This is a genomic window from Roseburia sp. 831b (genome assembly GCF_001940165.2).
Classification (GTDB): domain Bacteria; phylum Bacillota; class Clostridia; order Lachnospirales; family Lachnospiraceae; genus Roseburia.
In genome coordinates, this window is record NZ_CP135162.1 from 986,476 (window position 1) to 1,002,315 (window position 15,840).

Sequence of the window (15,840 nt, forward strand, 5' to 3'; positions counted from 1 at the left end):
ATTTTTTTAAAACCATATCGTTTGACGTAAGTTGGTGAAAAAAGTGTTTGCCATTCTGAACAATTTTTATGAGATAATATGCACATGGAAAAATTTACCAGTAAAAAAATCCATAACACCATTGTATAATTTGATTTATGAATAACAGGCTGCAAGAAATTAGATGGAAAAAGGGATGGTCATTAGAACGGCTGGCGAGAGAGAGCAGTGTGAGTAAGACGACAATCTGCACGATTGAGAATAAGACAAATTTAAATCCTTCGGTTGAAGTCGCATTTAAACTTGCAGATGCGCTGGAAGTAGATGTGAGGGAACTGTTTTACTGGTGAGGATTCCAACACAAAAGAAGGGGGAGCACCATGTGGAGAAAACAAAAGATAATTGAGATGGTCGAGGGGCTGAATCTCGAACAGTTGAAAATACTGTATCTGTGTTTGATGAAATTGAAGAAGGAGTAACAAAAAGAGAACCGGGGATGAATCCTGGTTCTCTTTTTGAGTTAATGCGCTTTTTTATGTGCGAGCATATCGAACTCAACAATAACACAATATTTTTAATATCTCCTTTCATTTAGCAAGGGCGGGGGCTACAGGAATATAACCGCTACGACCTAGCCTTAATGAGCTGCACCAGTGCGCTAATTTCTTACTTTCTGCGTCATGGAAAGCAGAGCATCTTGAAGAATCTTTGAAAAATTCAGATGATTCTTTTCTCCATAAGCATTCAGCCAGGCGGGAATTGTAATGTTCTTTCGGACAGCCTTAGAGCCGTACTTTTCTGCATAACTTTCCATATCAAGAACAAGAAGATTTACAAAGGAATCTGCTGTGTCCGGTGTAATGTCTTTATATTCGGATGCCGCCGGAATATCATTACCATCTTCTAATTCGCCAAGAATCCATCCGCTGGCAGCATCGACACCCATATCAATGGCATCCGCTAAAGAGTCGCCCTCAGAGACACATCCAGGGAGATCCGGAACAACAACCGTGTAACCTTCTTTTTCTTTACATGGAGTAAAGATTGCTGGATAAACTAATTTCATATCAACACCTCTTTCTTTATTTGAAATCCAGGAGGGCTATTTCAGCCCTGCCTGTTTTAATATGGATTCTGCGGTACCTTTGTCGAGGTCGCCGGAGTGGAAAGGAATTGTGACCTTTCCGGGTTTGGTGGGGTGCTTGTATTGCCGGTGAGAACCAACTTGTTTTACAAAGTACCAACCATCTTTTAAAAGTATTTTTTCTGTTTCTCTGGCTCGCATCTCGTGTACCTCCTTACAATTATATTATACACACTATGCGTATAAATGTCAATGTAAAATACACATAATGCGCATAAAAATATTACAAAAAAAGAACCGGGAATTAATCCTGGTTCCTTTTTTTTGTCCTTTTCTCGATGATGCTGTTACAGATGCCCTCAAGTACCTTCCAGTCGTTTAAATCCAGTTCCGAAAATGCTTCAATGAACTGCTTCCGGAAAGAATCATCTTCGTCCTTTAAAATGTCAGTTAAAAACACAGCGATTTTCTCCGACCGGGACAGCTCTTTAAACATCTCACCTTCGCCGGTGCGCAGCCATTCCTCGCGGACGTCAAACTCACGGCAGATGTCTTTAAACATGCGCTCGGTCAGATTTCTATTTCCGTTTTCAATATTGGATATTGAGGATTTACTGACACCGATAATCTCGCCGAACCGCTCCATTGTTAAGTCGAGGGTTTTTCTCAATTCTTTAATTCTCTCGCCCATGAAATGCCTCCTTCCAGTTTAAAGTAGCACGTTTATTTTGAATCGTCAATAAAAAAGTATTCAAACGAAACAAAAAAGTGTTGACAAAGTTTTCAAAGAGAATTAGAATGTATTCAAACGAAACAATCAACGGCAACACACGAGGAGGTGAGAAGGATGTCAGATGAAACGAATTTAAAAGAGAAAGAAGCAAGCAGTACCAGTGTAACTATTAAAGTAAATGGGTACAAAAAGGCAATAAAAAAAGTTAGGAAGATAAGAAAAGAATTAAAACAGCTCAACAAAGTCATGAAAGAAAATGTTGAGCTGAAGAGAAAATTATTCTGATTCGATTTCAATGTCAATATTGCAATGTGGGCATTTAATTACTTTTCCCATATCACTTAGCGATATTTCCAAAGGGGAATTACATTCAGGACAATCAATATTAAATGTATTTAATTCGTCCAGAAAATCATCGAGGTCAGAAAAATCAATATCAAGTTGCATAAAAATCTCCTTTCTCCAATTACTCGGCTTTGGCAGAAGCCTGTAAGAAAAGAATAACATTGGAGAATTTGGAAAACAAGAAAAATGATGTGGAGGTGAGAGAACATGAGAAGAGAAGATGAGGAGCAGAGAGTGATGGAGAACATCGCAATGGCGATTCCGCTGATGAGCGACTTTGAGAAAGGTTACATTTTGGGAATGGTTGAAGCCAAACGCAGGGAGAAGGAGCAGGAGAAGAAAAAAAGGTGCCAGCCGGCATAGTGCCCGGCTGACACACGAGGAGGTAAAAAAGTGAGCTTTAGAGACATGATTGGAATGTACAGAGTGGCAATCATGAGATGCATCAATGCGATAGCTTTTCAAGAAGATGGGACCTGTATAGAGTCGGTAATTCGAGTAATAGATGGAGTCATCACAACAATGGGCGCTAATGCATCTATTTACGATTCCCCTAATTTATTTACGAAAGAGCAAAAAGAAACTCTTCTAAGATTCCATCAGATTCTTTGTGAAATGCGAGATTTTGTTGTGAAAATTGAAAACTGTGAAATCCCAGAAGAGGAGTTGGAGCAGACAACCGATTTATTTACGTCAGTTGTTTAAGAATCAGCAACTTGGAAAAGCCTGTTGAATAAAATTTAAAGAAAGGAGTGAGGACAGATGCCACGATATCCAGAGAAACCAACATTTTACTATCACATTTTTGATTCTAAAAAGGGTGAATGGGTGGATTTTACGAAACTTCCAGAGGAAGTTCAGACAGAAATCAAGATTAAAAATTATCAGAATTTTTTAAAGGCGCTGGGAGCTGTTCCAGTACAAAAAAATGCATCAACCCCATAGTTTTGACCGACTTAGGTTGATGCAACTTTCAGAGAAAATTCCCTTCTTTCACATTGTAAACGGTTTTTAAGTGAATGTAAAGGAAAAATGATGTTAACACAGGAAGAAATCATCAAAAAATTATATGAACAGCCAAATAAATTCTATAAAGAGTTTTTTCAAAAGCGCTATGGAGCTGCCTCAATGACCGCCTTTGCTGCAAGAATTGTTGCAAGTTTTATAGAATTGGACGAGGAAAGGATGATTGAGTTGTTTGGAACGAGGCAGGCGGACAAGCCTATCGAGGGAATGATAAGAGAAGATGATGCCATCATGGCAGACTGGAAAACTGTGTTGTATCACAAGACTTTGCAGGAGCAGACTTACGAGGAGAAAAGGGAAAGGGAAGAGGCATGGAGAAAGTCAAATCTGAAAAAATGACCGCAAAGAAGTATTTATCACGACTTCGTGAAATGGACGATTTAGTGAACTTGAAAGCTAAGGAACTGCTGGAGCAGCAAATGATGATTACATCGCTCGGTTCCAATAGCGATATCAAGGTTCAAAGTTCGAACACTTCCAACAAGACGCAGGACATGGCGATTAAACTTGCGATGCTGCAACAAGAGGCGGTCGCTCAATGCTTTGAATTGGTTCAGTTTCGAACCAAAGTTATGAAAATGATTTCCAAGATGAAATTTGACTACCAGGTCATTGTTTACGACTACTATATTCAGAATAACACGTTCGAAAAGGTAGCCTGCGACATGAAAATCTCGACCGTTTGGGTTCAAAATCTTCATACTAAAATGCTTGCCGAGTTTCAAAAAATCATGGACGAGCAGGGAATCACGGAATAGGTTTTTGCGGATTTACCGTTAATATATCACGAAAATTGAAAGCCATGATCCCGGTACTATCACAGTGCCGGGGGAAAGGAGTTATCAACGAAGTGTGTAAAATCACGGTATATCTTAATTAATCAGAGTTAATCAGAGTAAATAAAAGTAAATCAGATTTGATAAGAACATATAAAAGTAAATCAGAAAAGGAGTGACACGTCATGAATCGACTAGGTTTTCTAGTCTTATCCATCTTGCAGCACTCCGGTGCAACAAGCAGGACAAACGCAATGACCGTCGGCGAAATCATGGAGGAAGAAGTTCTCCAGTGTGAGAGTAACACGGTTTATAAAAAAATCAGAGAGTTTCAAAAACTTAACTATATAGACACAGGATTAAAAGATGGCAGAGCTTTCACATTTTTCATAACGCAAGCTGGCGAGAAGGCTCTGGAAAGGGAAAAGGAGGAAGAACATGCGAAATAAAATTGCTTTTATCGCAATCGGACAGGCAGGTGGTAACATTGGCCGTGAATTTGAGAAGAAAGGGTTCCAGGTGCTTTACCTGAACACTTCCAAAGAGGATTTAGACACATTAAAGGAGGCGAAGCACAAGTATCACATCAAAGGCGGTGAGGGCTGCAACAAGGTTAGAAAGAAAGCAAAGATGCTTCTTTCCGAAGATTTCGAATCCATTTTTGAAGAAATTCAGCAGAAGTTACACGCAGAAATGTATTTTGTTATATTTTCGTCCGGTGGTGGAACGGGTTCCGGTGCTGGTCCGATGTTAATTGATTTACTGTCTGACGAAGGCAAGACGGTTGGCGCTGTCACAATTCTGCCAAGCAAGAGTGACAGTCTGAAAGCACACATCAACTCTTATGAGTGCTTCAACGAACTGACTGCTATTGAACAGATGGCATCCTGCTTCATCATCGACAACGAAGTGACGGACAAAATGACTTCCAATCGAATCTTTGCAGATTCTTTTGATAGATTCGTGAGCATCCCGGAGAAGTTCCATAGCGAACTTGGAAATATTGACACGGCAGAAATCATGGAGACATTGCGGACACGTGGAGTTGCGAAAGTGATAGCCAGACCGCAGGTCGGCGAAAACTATCTTGACGCTTTAAAAGACAATGTATTTGCACCAAACGAGGAAAGAGCCGTAAAGTACATTGCAGCCGTATTGCCGGAAGCTGCAAAGATGGAAGATATCGTCAAGGAAGTTGGAACGCCAGTTGACATTTTTCAGACACCAGGCAAATCGGAGTTTATCTGCTGTGTCGCAGGTCTTTCCTATCCACAGGCACGCTTAGATGGTATATACAATTTCGTTGAGAAGAACAAAGACGATGTATTAAAAAATCTATCTTCATCCAGTAAGATTCAAATGAAATCAGACGTGAATTTCATTGATGATTTTGAAAAAGATACGGTCAAAAGTACTGATGATAGCAAGCCAAAATCAAAGAGGGACTTGATGAAAAAATACCTGTAAGGAGAGACAGCATGGATAAAAAGGACACATTTGTGCTACACGCAAAGTATCTCACGCAGGTCGAAAAACTAGATATTGGTCAAAGGGGGATGCTTTTCACTGCAATTTTATCTTTTGCATCTGGTAAAGAAATTCCCCAAATGGACCCAGTCACGGAAATGCTTTACTGCGTCATAGAAGAGCAGTTAAAAGAAGATTTTGAGAAATATCAAAAGACCTGTGAGGCTAGAAAAAATGCGGGAAAACGTGGTGGAATTGCTAAAAATGAAAAGCAAAATGTAGCAAAACTAGCAAATGCTAGCAAAGCTAAGCAAAGTTTAGCAAATCTACATGATAGTGATAGTGAATGTGATAATGATATTAATAAAAAAACTATGTGCAAAGCTGACGCTGATGCACTGTTTGAAAAATTGTGGAAACTGTACCCAAATAAACGAGGTAAAGGACAGGTTTCTGATGCTGACAAGAGGCATTTACTTGATATCGGATTCGACGAAATGAACAGAGTAATTGAACGATACAAGGCGGACTTAGCGTTGGAGGATTGGAGAAAACCTCAAAATGGAAGCACCTTTTTTCACAAGGGCTATATCGACTATCTTGACAGCAATTATACACCACCAGAACCGAAGAAGGCGAAGAAAGCGAACACAACGAAGTTCAATAACTTTACACAAAGAGATTATGATTATGACGAACTTGAGCGCCAATTGCTCAATTCAAACCCAGCACATTAGGAGGATTGGAAGATGGAAAACGTAATGGAAAAGAAATTCCCGGTGATTAAGAATTTTGACGATGCCTGGAATGAGGCTTGTGAACCGTTCAGGACAAGAGTTGAGTGGTGCAAGGAAGGTGGAAGAATATTAGGAATGCGAAAGAAGGTGAGGGTAAATGGATCAAAACGGAGCAATTAGAATATTAAACAAATTTGGCTATGAGGCACAAGTGATTGACGGAGTTTTAACAGTTGAAATTCCGAGTGGAAATGCTGCAGCTTTTCAACAAGAGTTTTTACGAGCACGGTTCATTTTGGAAAAAGGCGGATTCAAGGGAAAAGTCGCAGCACAGGAGAAGTAAATGGAGGTAGCATCATGAAAAAAGTATTTGCAGTTGGAATTGTTATATTCTTAACGCTTTTTCTAGGAACAGTAACAGCAAACGCATCTGACCAGTACGGAGCTGTGACGAACGGAGGAAATGCAATTCGGCTGGACGACGGTACAATTGTTCAAACCACCTATACGGTCAAAAATATACCGGATGGTGTCCGGGTGGGTGTCACTTTTAACAGTTTCGGAAAATGCAATGGGGTTTCATATTGTGCATCCTGCGAACAGGCAAAGAGAGATGGTGTCGATATGAGCAACGCTGTCGTGATCCAGGGAAGATTGGAGTAAATGAGAGCCATGTACAAAAAGCTTGGGAAAAAGAAAATGCTTGAAATTTTGAAAAGTAAAATTGAGATTTCAGACAGAAAGTATACAGAGTACATATCCTGTAAGTCGATGGAAAGTCTTTTTTACGGAAGCGTCGGATGGTCAGACAGTGCATTTTGTGCATATGGAGATTGCAAATAGACGACAGTTTTTTTACATCGAGAAAAAGGGAAAGACGATGGTTAAGTGGGAGGAATGAGAACAGGTGATTGTAAAGGAATTAATTGAACTCAATTACAATATCACAGATTTGCAAATTGACGTCAGGGATGATGGAATACTTCTCAAGACGTATCATATTGGACCAGTAGAAGGAAAAGTTGGAAAGTGCCCCCAAAAGTACGATGTTTATATCGAAAAGAGCATAAATGCATGGGATGATGGCGCCGGTTATCATGGCGTAAAACCAAATAGAATACCGAAGAATTTATTAAATTTAGAGGTAAAGTCATTTCAGCGAGGATTAACGTATAGGGATGGTGACCTTAGCGGTTGTGAAAGTCTTATCATAACTGTGTACCCAGATGGATATTGCGAAAAAGAGGTGCAAAAACAAACTGGTTCACAGAAAAGTGAAGAGGATTTAGAAGGGCAGATGAAAATAACAGATTATCCGGAGGTAATGTCATGAGAGTAGCGAATTTAGAGAGTTTTGTTGATGGATTAACAAAGAAAATCAGTGATGCAGGTGGATGTGACGGTGGTTGTGAGTACGACACCGGATGGGATGCTGCAATCACGGAAGCAATTAGATTGTGCAAAGAATTTTTCAGAGAGTACATTGATGGCATCCAGGAGAGCGATGTTAGATGGATAGATATAGAAAGTCAGCTTCCGCGCGACGATAAATATATCTTGATTTCGCTTGAAAACTTCTCAATTCCGATGATTGGCAGATATGAGCAGGACGAAGATGGGAATGGAAGTTTTTACATCGGAGACGAGACGGAGCCATGCAGCAATCAGAATTTATTCGTCAACGCCTGGATGTATTTGCCGGAAAAATACAAAGGTTAATGAAGGGAGGTAAATGTCATGACGGAGAATGAAGCAATCGGCACGCCGGAAGAATGCTTGCAAAATTAGATTTTATGGAGGTAGAGACGATGTGCAATTGTATGAGCGAAAAAACTGAAAAGCTAAAAGAATCAAAAGGATTCGAGTACGTAATTCCACCGATTGAGTTTATATCGGGCAGAGCAATATTGACGTTTACTGTGAAAGAGCCAGGTAAGAAAAGAGAAAGAAAACTTCCAATGCTTTTGTCAAAATGCCCATTTTGCGGAGAGCCTTACGAAGAAAATCAGATGAAAGCTTTGGATTAAATTATAATATTAGAATTTATTTTGCGGTCACAAGATATGATGATCGCATTTATATGACAGAGCAGGAAAAAGAAAAGTCTCAAAGCCGTTTTGCAGATATAGTTGACGATATTGGTGACTTAAAAAATGAGCTTGATTGGAGTGAACTTGATGAAATTCATCAGCCAAAAGAAGTAGGGTGTTATCAAGCAGTTATTGAGTATCGGAAAACAGCAGAAGATGATTATTCGCTTGTTGTTATTTCATGCACTCCAGTATGTTTGATTTAATAATTTAAAATAATAGTTTTTCGTATGGAAATCAAGGAAGGAGATAATTATGGTTAGACCAGATGGAACTAAAAGTGCAAAAGTAATTCAGGTAATTGAAACAAAGGCAAAAAGAGGGCTTGGAACAGAAAAAGACCCAGTACGTGATGTTGTTCAGTACTGGGATCTTGAAGGAAATTTCCTCGCTGAAATGGATACACAACTTTGCCTTTCTACGATTGAACACGAGGCAAAGACGGTAGAAGAATCTATTTTGGCTCCATAGTTGCCGCATCCTCTGTGATAAGAATCATGCTAATGAAGTATACAGTTGCTTGGATAAATGATTTCATATCACTTACATCGCGATCTTCTTGTTTGCGGATATAGTGAGCTTCGTCATTGCCTATCCAAGCAGACCGAGTAGCTAATGTTTTTATATTAGGAGAATCCATAAAGCTTTTGATACAAGCTGCAAGTGGCATAGATTTGATTTTTGCTTCATCATTCGGATTTTCATGTATTGCAAAATCCTTTATTAAAAATTCAAGGGATTTCCTATATCCAAGACCGGCAATTTCGTCAAGACCGGATGTTTCAGCAGCAAGAGCCTGATTATATATTTTGTCAAATAGTGGTGAAAGTTCAATGATTTTTTTATCAAAAACTATTTTGGTAAATTTTACTGGTTCAATATAACGAAATTTAGCCGAGTTGTAGATAATGGAATTGCTGTATTCAGATACATTTGAAGCATAATAATGAGCAAAAAATGGAGAAGTGCAGTGCCTGCAAAAATAAACAACACTAGCACATTTGCTTGAAGCAGATGACTCGTAAACACAAGCAAAAAGTGGAAGCGGAGCAATGGATTTGTGGCACAAAGGACATTCAGTGATATTTTTATCATCAACTTTGATTGTGCAATTTTTCGAATTAATCATATTTTGTGCATTTATAGAATGTAACATAAAACCCCTCCTTTTTGACAATATTTTACATCAATCAAAAAGGAATAACAAGTAAAAGAAAGGATCTGGAACCTCTCCGGATAAAAGACGCGCCGGGTTCCTGTAAGAAAAATGAAGAATGGTGAATTAAAAGAATACATAAACGGTTTTTCAAATGCTGTACCAGTAAGTATCATCTGTGCGAATCCAAGAAAAAGAAAACTGTACAAGCTGGAAGATGTGATGTGGGTGACAGACCAAGGACAGCCATTAATCCTCAAAAATGAGGAGTCGGATTTGGATGCAGAAATGGTAGCAGCTTGCGAAGAAGATGAAAACGGAATGTGAGGAGTGCATTCCGATTGGTTGTTAAATTAAACTTTAGCGGAGGTAAAGATGGAAGAGAAAATTAAAGAAGCAATAGAATTATTAAGAAGTAATGATTATTTTATAACAAAAATTCCAAAGAATTTGTGCGAGACAGCAGAAGAATGTTGTGAAACAGGTACAGGAGAGTGCATGGATTGCAGTTGCTTTGTTTGTATTATTGGGAATGATTATTAAACTGAAATTTATAAAAGACGTAATGGAAGACGCAATGGATGTAATTGTGATAGCCGCAAGCTATTTTCTGATGTTTATTGGCGCGCTAGTATTAGAGATATTTCTAATTATAACTTTTCCACTGTGGATCATACCTTATATGATTCACGGTTGTAGGAAATCAAAATAGTGAGGTAGATTATGAATGAGTGGATTGAGGTAAACAATGGAAAAATGGATGTTGTACCAGATAAGGATTGTGAAATTTGGATTGCAAGGTGCGGTATGGGGGAGGGATGGCTGCAAAAGATTGTTTATTGCACAAAACAAAATGGCTACATCGGCTGGGATGGAACAGTCGCTTATCAAATTGCAGTGCCTGGGGTAAAACCAAAGCCATATATAAAGCATTATGCAAATAAAGAAATTTTTTGCAAAAAAATTTACTAATTGAATTTAATACTTATTAAATTACGGAGACAGAAAATGAAAAGCGATGTAGAAATTTTAAATGAATATGTAGATAAATATGAAAAAGACTTCTATGAACGGTTATCCATTCCAGAACAAATTCTATACAAATGCCAGGTAAGAGATACATATGGCTTTAATGGCTATCTTTTGAAGTATAAAATAACTGAATTTTGCGAGAAATTCATAGATAGTCTGAAAAAAACTATAAAAAAGGTAAGAAAAATCATGGATTCATGGAGGCAGTAATTTCAACCAATCCTGCTATAAAAAATAGCATCTATTTTCTGGGGAGAATATGTCTCCCCAGAATTTAAAGACAAATCTTTAAAGTTCTAAAATTCTTATTTTTCAATCTAAAAAACATATCAAAGGGGATAAAAATGAAGGGTAAAAATGATATCATCAATGAGGTAATCGTGAGCATGCAGGATTATATCAATTCAGAGGCAAGTGAGGTATTGAAAAATGTCCTGATTGTGAAATTACATGGAATAGAATTTACGGCATCTGAAACATTGCCATCAACAGAAGTCTGCGACAATGAATGGGCGATAAAAAGATTCAGTATTGATATGATGGCTGCAGGTAGAAGAAAGTCCACAATTGAGCAGTATATGAGAACTGTGAAAAACTTTTTCGACAAAACCGGATTAAATTACACAAATACAACAGGTCAGGATGTCACGGACTATCTAGCCATTCGCCAGTACAAGGACAAGATTTCAAATAGTTATAAATCCACGCTTATGAAGTATATTGGGGCATTTTTTAAGTGGGCTTACCGGAAGCACTACATTAATGAGGACGTCATGCGTGATGTAGATCGTGTGAATTTTAAACATAAGAAAAAAGAGCGTCTTACAGATGAAGAGATTGAAAAATGTCGGTATATCGTGCATGGGGACGCGGAGAAGACAGCACTCTTGGAGCTCATGCTTAACACCGGAATGAGAGTGGGGGAGATTGAAAAATTGGAAGTTTCAGATATTAATTTTGAAGAAAACACGATTCGAATATACGCAGAAAAGACAGATACTGTTCGATATGGCATTTTAGTGCCAAGATTAAAAGTTGCTTTGAAAGCATATTTAAAAGGTCGCACCAGTGGAGCTGTATTTCAAAGAAGAAACGGAAAAATGAGCAAGAACACGATTGAAGTGATTGCGAAGAAAATTGCGCACGCTGCAGGATGCCACTGTAAGGCAACGGTTCATATTTACCGAAAGACATTTGCAAGCGTATTGTACCGGAAAACAAATGATGTGTTATTAGTCTCAAAAATGCTAGGGCATGCCAGCACAGAGGTGACAATCAAGTACTATCTTGTAGATGATATTGACGATATCAAGTATCGTGTAAAGAAAGCGGCATAATTTGCGTAAAATCGAATGGCAATTTAGAAAAAAATTTGAGATATTAAAAAGGAAATAAATATGGAGGCATATATGGAAATTAGAGACTACGAAAGATTAATCATGATTCACGATAAGATGGATGGAATTGAAAAGGTGGAAAAAACTCTGTTTGGGGAGGCGTGCGCGATTGGATTTGAAGATGGGTTATTTGGTCGGTTGACGTACATCGAAGAAATTTTGAAAGATAATATCGCGGAAAAATTTCGCCATGATGAAAGAAAAGATTTTTTCCAAAGAGAGTGGTACGGCATCTTGTGCGATAAGTCAAAGACTGCGAGAGAAAGAGCAGAGATCCTTTTAGGAATAGAAAAGACTTTATAGAAGTTTATAAACTAGATGTGATATATATTAAATGTAAATATATGAGCAGATTGCAGAGATGCGGTCTGCTCTTTTTATAAGGAGGTGAGAAGAGAGCATGAACACAGTTGAACCTATCAGAGATATCGGTAAGGTGTGGGATATTGCAGATTATTTAAAAGAGCAGAGTGAACGTGATTATGTAATGTTTCTGTTTGGAATTTATGTCGGACTTCGCATATCGGACATTTTAAAATTGCAGGTGCGGGATGTGAAGGACAGAAACCATGTGATTATCCGGGAGCAGAAAACGGGAAAAGAAAAGTCGTTTCCAATTAACGATGAGTTGCGTCCGATTCTAAACCGCTACATAAGAGGAAAGTCGGAATATGAATGGCTGTTTCCGTCCAGGAATGGCAAAGGACACATCACACGCCAACGTGCATATCAGGTATTGAGTGATGCCGGAAAAAAGTTTGGATTAGAGGAAATTGGAACACACACGCTCCGAAAAACATTCGGATATCACTTTTACCAGCAGACAAAGGATATCGCAACATTAAAAGAGATCTTGAATCATTCAGATATATCTGTGACATTTCGGTACATTGGAATCACGCAGGATATAAAGGATGACAAAATGAGAAAGCTATCGTTCAGGCGATAGTTATTTTTTTTAGAGATGGCATTTTACAAAATGAGTTGAATGTTAAACTAACTCCTATAAAAATACGTTTCTTCTATTAAAAGAGAAATAAAAGCGGAATTTAACAAAATTTATAGATATGACAAGTAAAGGAGATGAGAGCAGATGAACAAGGAAAAGTATTCAGACCCAACCGCGGATGAAGCAATAGGTCATGTGATGCGAGAAGAAAGAAAGCATGAAGATGTGCGTATTCATATCGTGATTAAAATCATTAAGCTGGTGTTGGAGCTGGCGGGCATGGAACTAGAGGACCGGGTAAGGATTCGAGATAAGCACACAGGTAAGATATGGATTTGAAAAAAATTTAAAAGACTTTATAGAAGTTTATAAAACATGTGTGATATAGTGTATCCAGTTAAAGCGTAGCCGGATGAGGTTGCGCTTTAATTATACTACCCCTTTTACCCCATTTTTAGGCTGGTTGAAATACACCAGCCAATCCTTGAATAATGACAGACAAAGAAGCAAAAGCGTTTTACAACTCGAAAGCTTGGAAAGACCCAGCCACAGGAAAGAGGATAGAGATATTAAAGCGAGACCATTTTGAGTGCCAGGATTGTAGGAGACGAATCGCAGACGCAAAAGCAAATGGAATCAAGTTGATTGGCGAAGACTTGAAGATAAGAAGAGCCGAGGAGGTTCATCATATCGAAGAGTTGAAGGAACATCCAGAGCTTGCCTTGGATGACAACAACTTGATATCGCTCTGTACGCAGTGTCATAACAAGCGACATGGAAGATATCAGTTTAGATTCATTAAAAAGAAGAAAAGATTAACAGAGGAGCGTTGGTAAATCCCCCCGGTCGATTCTCGTGTGATTTTCTTTTTACGGAGAACGGGTATGTGGCCTTAACTCTGGAGAAAAAATAAAATCTCACATGAAAAAGGCAAGGGGTATCGGAGAAGATGAAAAAAGAAGGTCGATTTTGAAAAATTACTTTAAGTAAAATTTTTTTTCAAAGCCTCATGCAAAAATGAAAAATCACGAAGAAAAATGCTCTATTTCCGTTTGGAAAAAGTGCAAAAAAATATAAATTTTTTGACATTTTGAGAAAGAAAGGTGGTGGGTGTATGACGCAAAAAGAGATAAAAGAGTCTTTAATTAACCAGCTTAAGTTGCAGGGCAAGACAGACCAGTTTTATCTTGATTTGGTTGACGACTACATGGACTATGTGAAGATTCGAAAGCAGTTAAAAGCTGATATCAAAAAAAGAGGATTGAGGTACACGACAATCAATGGGAATGGTGTTTCGACGGAAAAACCAAATGAATCTGTTGTGAATTTGCAGAAAACATCCGTGACCATGTTGAAGATTTTATCGGATTTGAATTTAAAAAATCCAATTCCTCCAAAGGCAGATCCTAAAGATGGTTACTGTTAAGGAGATTGATGCTTATCTCGAATATGTCAAAAAACATCCAAACTGGATAAACAAGAAAAGAAAACTTTTAATCAAAAACATCGTAAAACCGTTATTGAAACGGAACGATGTTTTTTTTGACGAAAAAACTTTCAGAAATTGTATTGCATATTGCGAAGCGAATTTCTATCCGCTTTTCCCATATCAGAAATTTATCTACGCATTTGTGTTTATGTACGATAAATTAGGACTTCCGATTTTTCCAAAAATAATCATCATGATGGGTCGAGGAAATGGAAAAGACGGTTTCATGGTTCCACTGGCGAACTTTTTACAGACACCGCTTTATGGAGTCGACGATTATAATGTCGAACTCGTGGCAAATTCAGAAGCGCAGATAAAAGACACGTTCAAAGTTGCTTATAACGTTTGTATACGTGAAAAGTTCAAAGGAAAGTTTCGGTGTACCAAAGAAGAGATTGAGAATCTCGCGACTCATTCAGTCATGAGATACAACACCTCGAACGCTGGTACAAAGGACGGTAAGCGTCCTGGTTGTATTTTTTTCAACGAACTTCATGCCTATGAAGATTATGAGCAGATTAATGTATTCGAATCTGCTTTAGGTAAAATTAAACATGCGAGGGAATTCATCATCACAACTAATGGATATGTCAGAGATGGCCCACTGGATGAAATCTTGACGGCTTGCAATCAAATCCTTGAGAGTGGAGAAAATCCTCTTGGATATTTTCCATTCCTTTGCGAGATTGATTCAGAAAATGAAGTGGATGTGCCGGAGGCATGGCATAAAGCAAATCCATCTATGGAGTACTTGCCTATATTGGCACACCAAATTGAGGTCGATTATCATGAGATGAAAATGATTTCAAGTAAGAGACCAGAATTTTTGACAAAAAGAATGAATCTTCCATCGAGGTTGGAGGAACAGACGGTGACTTCCTGGAACAATATCTTGCGATGCTGCTATGACGACATTGAAAAAAAGACACCAAGGGAAGTGCCGGACACAAGAAATCAAAATGCAATAATTGGAATTGATTACGCAGACGTTCGAGATTTTGCATCCGCAGGTGTATTGACAAAAAGCGGTGAGGATTACATTTGGATGCAGCACACTTGGATTTGTGCAGATTCGCCATTCATAAATAGTATCAAGTTCCCAATTGCAAATCAGGGAATGGAAGAGTTTAGCGATTTTGAAATTGTTCCAGGACCTGTCATCGATGTAAACATCATAATTGACTGGTGCATGAGAAAAATGGCAGATTATACAGTTAAAAAAATTGCAATGGATACCTACCGATATCTGCTCTTTAAGACAGGATTTTTAGAAAGAGGAATTTCGATTGAAAGTAAAGATGAACCAGACGGAATCGTGCGCCTGGTAAGAAAAATTACATCTGCAACGGGAATCATTGCACCGTTCATACAAAAAGCATTTGCGGAGGGGCATGTCATTTATGGTCCGTCGGCAATCATGAGGTGGTATACAAACAACACATCGGTCATTGAAGACAAGTTCGGGAACAAGACCTTTGGAAAAATTGAACCAAAGCTTCGGAAAAACGATGGATTCATGGCTTTTGATGTGGCAATGTTCTGCAATGATTTATTAAACGAAACCGTCATTTATATTTGAC

The 15,840-nt window shown here is 38.3% G+C and carries 34 protein-coding genes; 29 read left to right on the plus strand and 5 right to left on the minus strand.

Features of this window, described 5'->3' with window-relative positions; translation table 11 throughout:
* Nucleotides 1-137: 137 nt before the first annotated feature.
* Nucleotides 138-329 carry a helix-turn-helix transcriptional regulator gene (locus tag BIV16_RS04390; protein ID WP_075679171.1) on the plus strand — a complete coding sequence of 64 codons (192 nt, stop codon included), beginning with the start codon at nt 138-140 and terminating at the stop codon, nt 327-329.
* Between the two features lie 308 nt (nt 330-637).
* On the opposite strand, the gene BIV16_RS04395 is transcribed toward BIV16_RS04390, so the two are convergent.
* The 3 genes from BIV16_RS04395 to BIV16_RS04405 all read right to left on the minus strand — a co-directional run bounded on the left by BIV16_RS04395 (nt 638) and on the right by BIV16_RS04405 (nt 1,754).
* Complete coding sequence (locus tag BIV16_RS04395; protein WP_075679170.1) at nt 638-1,045, minus strand: type II toxin-antitoxin system HicB family antitoxin; 408 nt, start codon at nt 1,043-1,045, stop codon at nt 638-640.
* Between the two features lie 36 nt (nt 1,046-1,081).
* Nucleotides 1,082-1,264: a type II toxin-antitoxin system HicA family toxin gene (locus BIV16_RS04400; RefSeq protein ID WP_075679169.1), complete on the minus strand. Its 183-nt coding sequence runs from the start codon at nt 1,262-1,264 to the stop codon at nt 1,082-1,084.
* A 103-nt stretch (nt 1,265-1,367) separates the two neighbouring features.
* The gene (locus BIV16_RS04405) at nt 1,368-1,754 is read right to left on the minus strand and encodes a helix-turn-helix domain-containing protein (RefSeq protein WP_075679168.1); all 387 of its coding nucleotides are present in this window, start codon (nt 1,752-1,754) and stop codon (nt 1,368-1,370) included.
* Nucleotides 1,755-1,910: 156 nt separating this feature from the next.
* Here BIV16_RS04405 and BIV16_RS04410 point away from each other — a divergent pair, with 156 nt between their 5' ends.
* Entirely contained in the window at nt 1,911-2,081 is a 171-nt protein-coding gene (locus tag BIV16_RS04410) for a hypothetical protein (RefSeq protein ID WP_159435911.1), read from the plus strand.
* Here BIV16_RS04410 and BIV16_RS04415 read toward each other — a convergent pair.
* Nucleotides 2,073-2,243 (minus strand): hypothetical protein, encoded by a 171-nt coding sequence (locus tag BIV16_RS04415; RefSeq protein WP_159435910.1) that lies wholly within the window; start codon nt 2,241-2,243, stop codon nt 2,073-2,075. The genes BIV16_RS04410 and BIV16_RS04415 overlap by 9 nt on opposite strands.
* A gap of 105 nt (nt 2,244-2,348) precedes the next feature.
* Between BIV16_RS04415 and BIV16_RS04420 the strand changes: the two genes are divergently transcribed.
* The 16 genes from BIV16_RS04420 (at nt 2,349) to BIV16_RS04495 (ending at nt 8,708) form a co-directional block, all read left to right on the plus strand.
* Entirely contained in the window at nt 2,349-2,504 is a 156-nt protein-coding gene (locus BIV16_RS04420) for a hypothetical protein (protein WP_159435909.1), read from the plus strand.
* Nucleotides 2,505-2,534: 30 nt separating this feature from the next.
* Nucleotides 2,535-2,846, plus strand: coding sequence for a hypothetical protein (locus BIV16_RS04425; RefSeq protein WP_075679167.1), 312 nt, complete (start codon nt 2,535-2,537; stop codon nt 2,844-2,846).
* Nucleotides 2,847-2,903: 57 nt separating this feature from the next.
* Nucleotides 2,904-3,086: a hypothetical protein gene (locus BIV16_RS04430; protein ID WP_075679166.1), complete on the plus strand. Its 183-nt coding sequence runs from the start codon at nt 2,904-2,906 to the stop codon at nt 3,084-3,086.
* Nucleotides 3,087-3,173: 87 nt separating this feature from the next.
* Nucleotides 3,174-3,506, plus strand: coding sequence for a hypothetical protein (locus tag BIV16_RS04435; protein ID WP_143524688.1), 333 nt, complete (start codon nt 3,174-3,176; stop codon nt 3,504-3,506).
* Nucleotides 3,479-3,925, plus strand: coding sequence for a hypothetical protein (locus BIV16_RS04440; RefSeq protein ID WP_075679164.1), 447 nt, complete (start codon nt 3,479-3,481; stop codon nt 3,923-3,925). Before BIV16_RS04435 ends, BIV16_RS04440 begins: the two co-directional genes overlap by 28 nt.
* 203 nt (nt 3,926-4,128) lie before the next feature.
* Nucleotides 4,129-4,392, plus strand: a complete 264-nt coding sequence (locus tag BIV16_RS04445) for a hypothetical protein (protein WP_075679163.1) — start codon at nt 4,129-4,131, stop codon at nt 4,390-4,392.
* Complete coding sequence (locus BIV16_RS04450; protein ID WP_075679162.1) at nt 4,382-5,410, plus strand: hypothetical protein; 1,029 nt, start codon at nt 4,382-4,384, stop codon at nt 5,408-5,410. The genes BIV16_RS04445 and BIV16_RS04450 overlap by 11 nt, the downstream gene beginning before the upstream one ends.
* Nucleotides 5,411-5,421: 11 nt before the next feature.
* Nucleotides 5,422-6,147: a DUF6291 domain-containing protein gene (locus BIV16_RS04455; protein ID WP_075679161.1), complete on the plus strand. Its 726-nt coding sequence runs from the start codon at nt 5,422-5,424 to the stop codon at nt 6,145-6,147.
* Between the two features lie 12 nt (nt 6,148-6,159).
* Complete coding sequence (locus tag BIV16_RS04460; protein WP_159435908.1) at nt 6,160-6,327, plus strand: hypothetical protein; 168 nt, start codon at nt 6,160-6,162, stop codon at nt 6,325-6,327.
* The gene (locus tag BIV16_RS04465; RefSeq protein WP_075679160.1) at nt 6,305-6,490 is read left to right on the plus strand and encodes a hypothetical protein; all 186 of its coding nucleotides are present in this window, start codon (nt 6,305-6,307) and stop codon (nt 6,488-6,490) included. Before BIV16_RS04460 ends, BIV16_RS04465 begins: the two co-directional genes overlap by 23 nt.
* A gap of 14 nt (nt 6,491-6,504) precedes the next feature.
* Entirely contained in the window at nt 6,505-6,810 is a 306-nt protein-coding gene (locus tag BIV16_RS04470; protein WP_075679159.1) for a hypothetical protein, read from the plus strand.
* A 244-nt stretch (nt 6,811-7,054) separates the two neighbouring features.
* Nucleotides 7,055-7,480, plus strand: a complete 426-nt coding sequence (locus tag BIV16_RS04475) for a hypothetical protein (RefSeq protein WP_075679157.1) — start codon at nt 7,055-7,057, stop codon at nt 7,478-7,480.
* Nucleotides 7,477-7,866, plus strand: a complete 390-nt coding sequence (locus tag BIV16_RS04480; RefSeq protein WP_075679156.1) for a hypothetical protein — start codon at nt 7,477-7,479, stop codon at nt 7,864-7,866. The genes BIV16_RS04475 and BIV16_RS04480 overlap by 4 nt, the downstream gene beginning before the upstream one ends.
* A 101-nt stretch (nt 7,867-7,967) precedes the next feature.
* On the plus strand, nt 7,968-8,174 hold the full coding sequence (locus BIV16_RS04485) for a hypothetical protein (protein ID WP_330546438.1): 207 nt from the start codon (nt 7,968-7,970) through the stop codon (nt 8,172-8,174).
* A gap of 53 nt (nt 8,175-8,227) precedes the next feature.
* Nucleotides 8,228-8,443, plus strand: a complete 216-nt coding sequence (locus tag BIV16_RS04490) for a hypothetical protein (RefSeq protein ID WP_075679154.1) — start codon at nt 8,228-8,230, stop codon at nt 8,441-8,443.
* Nucleotides 8,444-8,492: 49 nt separating this feature from the next.
* The gene (locus tag BIV16_RS04495) at nt 8,493-8,708 is read left to right on the plus strand and encodes a hypothetical protein (protein WP_202969650.1); all 216 of its coding nucleotides are present in this window, start codon (nt 8,493-8,495) and stop codon (nt 8,706-8,708) included.
* Here BIV16_RS04495 and BIV16_RS04500 read toward each other — a convergent pair.
* Nucleotides 8,692-9,393, minus strand: a complete 702-nt coding sequence (locus tag BIV16_RS04500) for a DUF4145 domain-containing protein (protein WP_075679153.1) — start codon at nt 9,391-9,393, stop codon at nt 8,692-8,694. The two genes, BIV16_RS04495 and BIV16_RS04500, sit on opposite strands and share 17 nt — an antisense overlap.
* Nucleotides 9,394-9,504: 111 nt before the next feature.
* Here BIV16_RS04500 and BIV16_RS04505 point away from each other — a divergent pair, with 111 nt between their 5' ends.
* From BIV16_RS04505 to BIV16_RS04555, 11 genes are all read left to right on the plus strand, one after another.
* Nucleotides 9,505-9,720, plus strand: a complete 216-nt coding sequence (locus BIV16_RS04505) for a hypothetical protein (protein ID WP_075679152.1) — start codon at nt 9,505-9,507, stop codon at nt 9,718-9,720.
* Nucleotides 9,721-9,768: 48 nt separating this feature from the next.
* Complete coding sequence (locus BIV16_RS04510) at nt 9,769-9,936, plus strand: hypothetical protein (protein WP_159435907.1); 168 nt, start codon at nt 9,769-9,771, stop codon at nt 9,934-9,936.
* A 180-nt stretch (nt 9,937-10,116) separates the two neighbouring features.
* Nucleotides 10,117-10,365, plus strand: coding sequence for a hypothetical protein (locus tag BIV16_RS04515; RefSeq protein WP_075679150.1), 249 nt, complete (start codon nt 10,117-10,119; stop codon nt 10,363-10,365).
* Between the two features lie 36 nt (nt 10,366-10,401).
* Nucleotides 10,402-10,635, plus strand: coding sequence for a hypothetical protein (locus BIV16_RS04520; protein ID WP_075679149.1), 234 nt, complete (start codon nt 10,402-10,404; stop codon nt 10,633-10,635).
* A gap of 134 nt (nt 10,636-10,769) precedes the next feature.
* Nucleotides 10,770-11,762 carry a tyrosine-type recombinase/integrase gene (locus BIV16_RS04525; RefSeq protein ID WP_075679148.1) on the plus strand — a complete coding sequence of 331 codons (993 nt, stop codon included), beginning with the start codon at nt 10,770-10,772 and terminating at the stop codon, nt 11,760-11,762.
* Nucleotides 11,763-11,834: 72 nt separating this feature from the next.
* Entirely contained in the window at nt 11,835-12,125 is a 291-nt protein-coding gene (locus BIV16_RS04530) for a hypothetical protein (protein ID WP_143524687.1), read from the plus strand.
* A 97-nt stretch (nt 12,126-12,222) separates the two neighbouring features.
* Nucleotides 12,223-12,771: a site-specific integrase gene (locus BIV16_RS04535; RefSeq protein WP_075679146.1), complete on the plus strand. Its 549-nt coding sequence runs from the start codon at nt 12,223-12,225 to the stop codon at nt 12,769-12,771.
* Nucleotides 12,772-12,915: 144 nt separating this feature from the next.
* The gene (locus BIV16_RS04540) at nt 12,916-13,110 is read left to right on the plus strand and encodes a hypothetical protein (protein WP_075679145.1); all 195 of its coding nucleotides are present in this window, start codon (nt 12,916-12,918) and stop codon (nt 13,108-13,110) included.
* A 152-nt stretch (nt 13,111-13,262) separates the two neighbouring features.
* Complete coding sequence (locus tag BIV16_RS04545) at nt 13,263-13,607, plus strand: HNH endonuclease (RefSeq protein ID WP_075679144.1); 345 nt, start codon at nt 13,263-13,265, stop codon at nt 13,605-13,607.
* Nucleotides 13,608-13,885: 278 nt separating this feature from the next.
* A complete protein-coding gene (locus tag BIV16_RS04550) occupies nt 13,886-14,197 on the plus strand; it encodes a P27 family phage terminase small subunit (protein ID WP_075679143.1) in 312 nt (103 codons plus the stop codon).
* Nucleotides 14,184-15,839 (plus strand): terminase large subunit domain-containing protein, encoded by a 1,656-nt coding sequence (locus BIV16_RS04555; protein WP_075679142.1) that lies wholly within the window; start codon nt 14,184-14,186, stop codon nt 15,837-15,839. The genes BIV16_RS04550 and BIV16_RS04555 overlap by 14 nt, the downstream gene beginning before the upstream one ends.
* Nucleotide 15,840 lies beyond the last annotated feature (1 nt).

Bases quoted from the DNA above. Each gene is read 5' to 3' on its own strand.
- BIV16_RS04390 (WP_075679171.1), top strand. From the start codon at position 138: ATGAATAACAGGCTGCAAGAAATTAGATGGAAAAAGGGATGGTCATTA.
- BIV16_RS04395 (WP_075679170.1), bottom strand. From the start codon at position 1,045: ATGAAATTAGTTTATCCAGCAATCTTTACTCCATGTAAAGAAAAAGAA.
- BIV16_RS04400 (WP_075679169.1), bottom strand. From the start codon at position 1,264: ATGCGAGCCAGAGAAACAGAAAAAATACTTTTAAAAGATGGTTGGTAC.
- BIV16_RS04405 (WP_075679168.1), bottom strand. From the start codon at position 1,754: ATGGGCGAGAGAATTAAAGAATTGAGAAAAACCCTCGACTTAACAATG.
- BIV16_RS04410 (WP_159435911.1), top strand. From the start codon at position 1,911: ATGTCAGATGAAACGAATTTAAAAGAGAAAGAAGCAAGCAGTACCAGT.
- BIV16_RS04415 (WP_159435910.1), bottom strand. From the start codon at position 2,243: ATGCAACTTGATATTGATTTTTCTGACCTCGATGATTTTCTGGACGAA.
- BIV16_RS04420 (WP_159435909.1), top strand. From the start codon at position 2,349: ATGAGAAGAGAAGATGAGGAGCAGAGAGTGATGGAGAACATCGCAATG.
- BIV16_RS04430 (WP_075679166.1), top strand. From the start codon at position 2,904: ATGCCACGATATCCAGAGAAACCAACATTTTACTATCACATTTTTGAT.
- BIV16_RS04435 (WP_143524688.1), top strand. From the start codon at position 3,174: ATGATGTTAACACAGGAAGAAATCATCAAAAAATTATATGAACAGCCA.
- BIV16_RS04440 (WP_075679164.1), top strand. From the start codon at position 3,479: ATGGAGAAAGTCAAATCTGAAAAAATGACCGCAAAGAAGTATTTATCA.
- BIV16_RS04445 (WP_075679163.1), top strand. From the start codon at position 4,129: ATGAATCGACTAGGTTTTCTAGTCTTATCCATCTTGCAGCACTCCGGT.
- BIV16_RS04450 (WP_075679162.1), top strand. From the start codon at position 4,382: ATGCGAAATAAAATTGCTTTTATCGCAATCGGACAGGCAGGTGGTAAC.
- BIV16_RS04455 (WP_075679161.1), top strand. From the start codon at position 5,422: ATGGATAAAAAGGACACATTTGTGCTACACGCAAAGTATCTCACGCAG.
- BIV16_RS04460 (WP_159435908.1), top strand. From the start codon at position 6,160: ATGGAAAACGTAATGGAAAAGAAATTCCCGGTGATTAAGAATTTTGAC.
- BIV16_RS04465 (WP_075679160.1), top strand. From the start codon at position 6,305: ATGGATCAAAACGGAGCAATTAGAATATTAAACAAATTTGGCTATGAG.
- BIV16_RS04470 (WP_075679159.1), top strand. From the start codon at position 6,505: ATGAAAAAAGTATTTGCAGTTGGAATTGTTATATTCTTAACGCTTTTT.
- BIV16_RS04480 (WP_075679156.1), top strand. From the start codon at position 7,477: ATGAGAGTAGCGAATTTAGAGAGTTTTGTTGATGGATTAACAAAGAAA.
- BIV16_RS04485 (WP_330546438.1), top strand. From the start codon at position 7,968: ATGAGCGAAAAAACTGAAAAGCTAAAAGAATCAAAAGGATTCGAGTAC.
- BIV16_RS04490 (WP_075679154.1), top strand. From the start codon at position 8,228: ATGACAGAGCAGGAAAAAGAAAAGTCTCAAAGCCGTTTTGCAGATATA.
- BIV16_RS04495 (WP_202969650.1), top strand. From the start codon at position 8,493: ATGGTTAGACCAGATGGAACTAAAAGTGCAAAAGTAATTCAGGTAATT.
- BIV16_RS04500 (WP_075679153.1), bottom strand. From the start codon at position 9,393: ATGTTACATTCTATAAATGCACAAAATATGATTAATTCGAAAAATTGC.
- BIV16_RS04505 (WP_075679152.1), top strand. From the start codon at position 9,505: ATGAAGAATGGTGAATTAAAAGAATACATAAACGGTTTTTCAAATGCT.
- BIV16_RS04510 (WP_159435907.1), top strand. From the start codon at position 9,769: ATGGAAGAGAAAATTAAAGAAGCAATAGAATTATTAAGAAGTAATGAT.
- BIV16_RS04515 (WP_075679150.1), top strand. From the start codon at position 10,117: ATGAATGAGTGGATTGAGGTAAACAATGGAAAAATGGATGTTGTACCA.
- BIV16_RS04520 (WP_075679149.1), top strand. From the start codon at position 10,402: ATGAAAAGCGATGTAGAAATTTTAAATGAATATGTAGATAAATATGAA.
- BIV16_RS04525 (WP_075679148.1), top strand. From the start codon at position 10,770: ATGAAGGGTAAAAATGATATCATCAATGAGGTAATCGTGAGCATGCAG.
- BIV16_RS04530 (WP_143524687.1), top strand. From the start codon at position 11,835: ATGGAAATTAGAGACTACGAAAGATTAATCATGATTCACGATAAGATG.
- BIV16_RS04535 (WP_075679146.1), top strand. From the start codon at position 12,223: ATGAACACAGTTGAACCTATCAGAGATATCGGTAAGGTGTGGGATATT.
- BIV16_RS04540 (WP_075679145.1), top strand. From the start codon at position 12,916: ATGAACAAGGAAAAGTATTCAGACCCAACCGCGGATGAAGCAATAGGT.
- BIV16_RS04545 (WP_075679144.1), top strand. From the start codon at position 13,263: ATGACAGACAAAGAAGCAAAAGCGTTTTACAACTCGAAAGCTTGGAAA.
- BIV16_RS04550 (WP_075679143.1), top strand. From the start codon at position 13,886: ATGACGCAAAAAGAGATAAAAGAGTCTTTAATTAACCAGCTTAAGTTG.
- BIV16_RS04555 (WP_075679142.1), top strand. From the start codon at position 14,184: ATGGTTACTGTTAAGGAGATTGATGCTTATCTCGAATATGTCAAAAAA.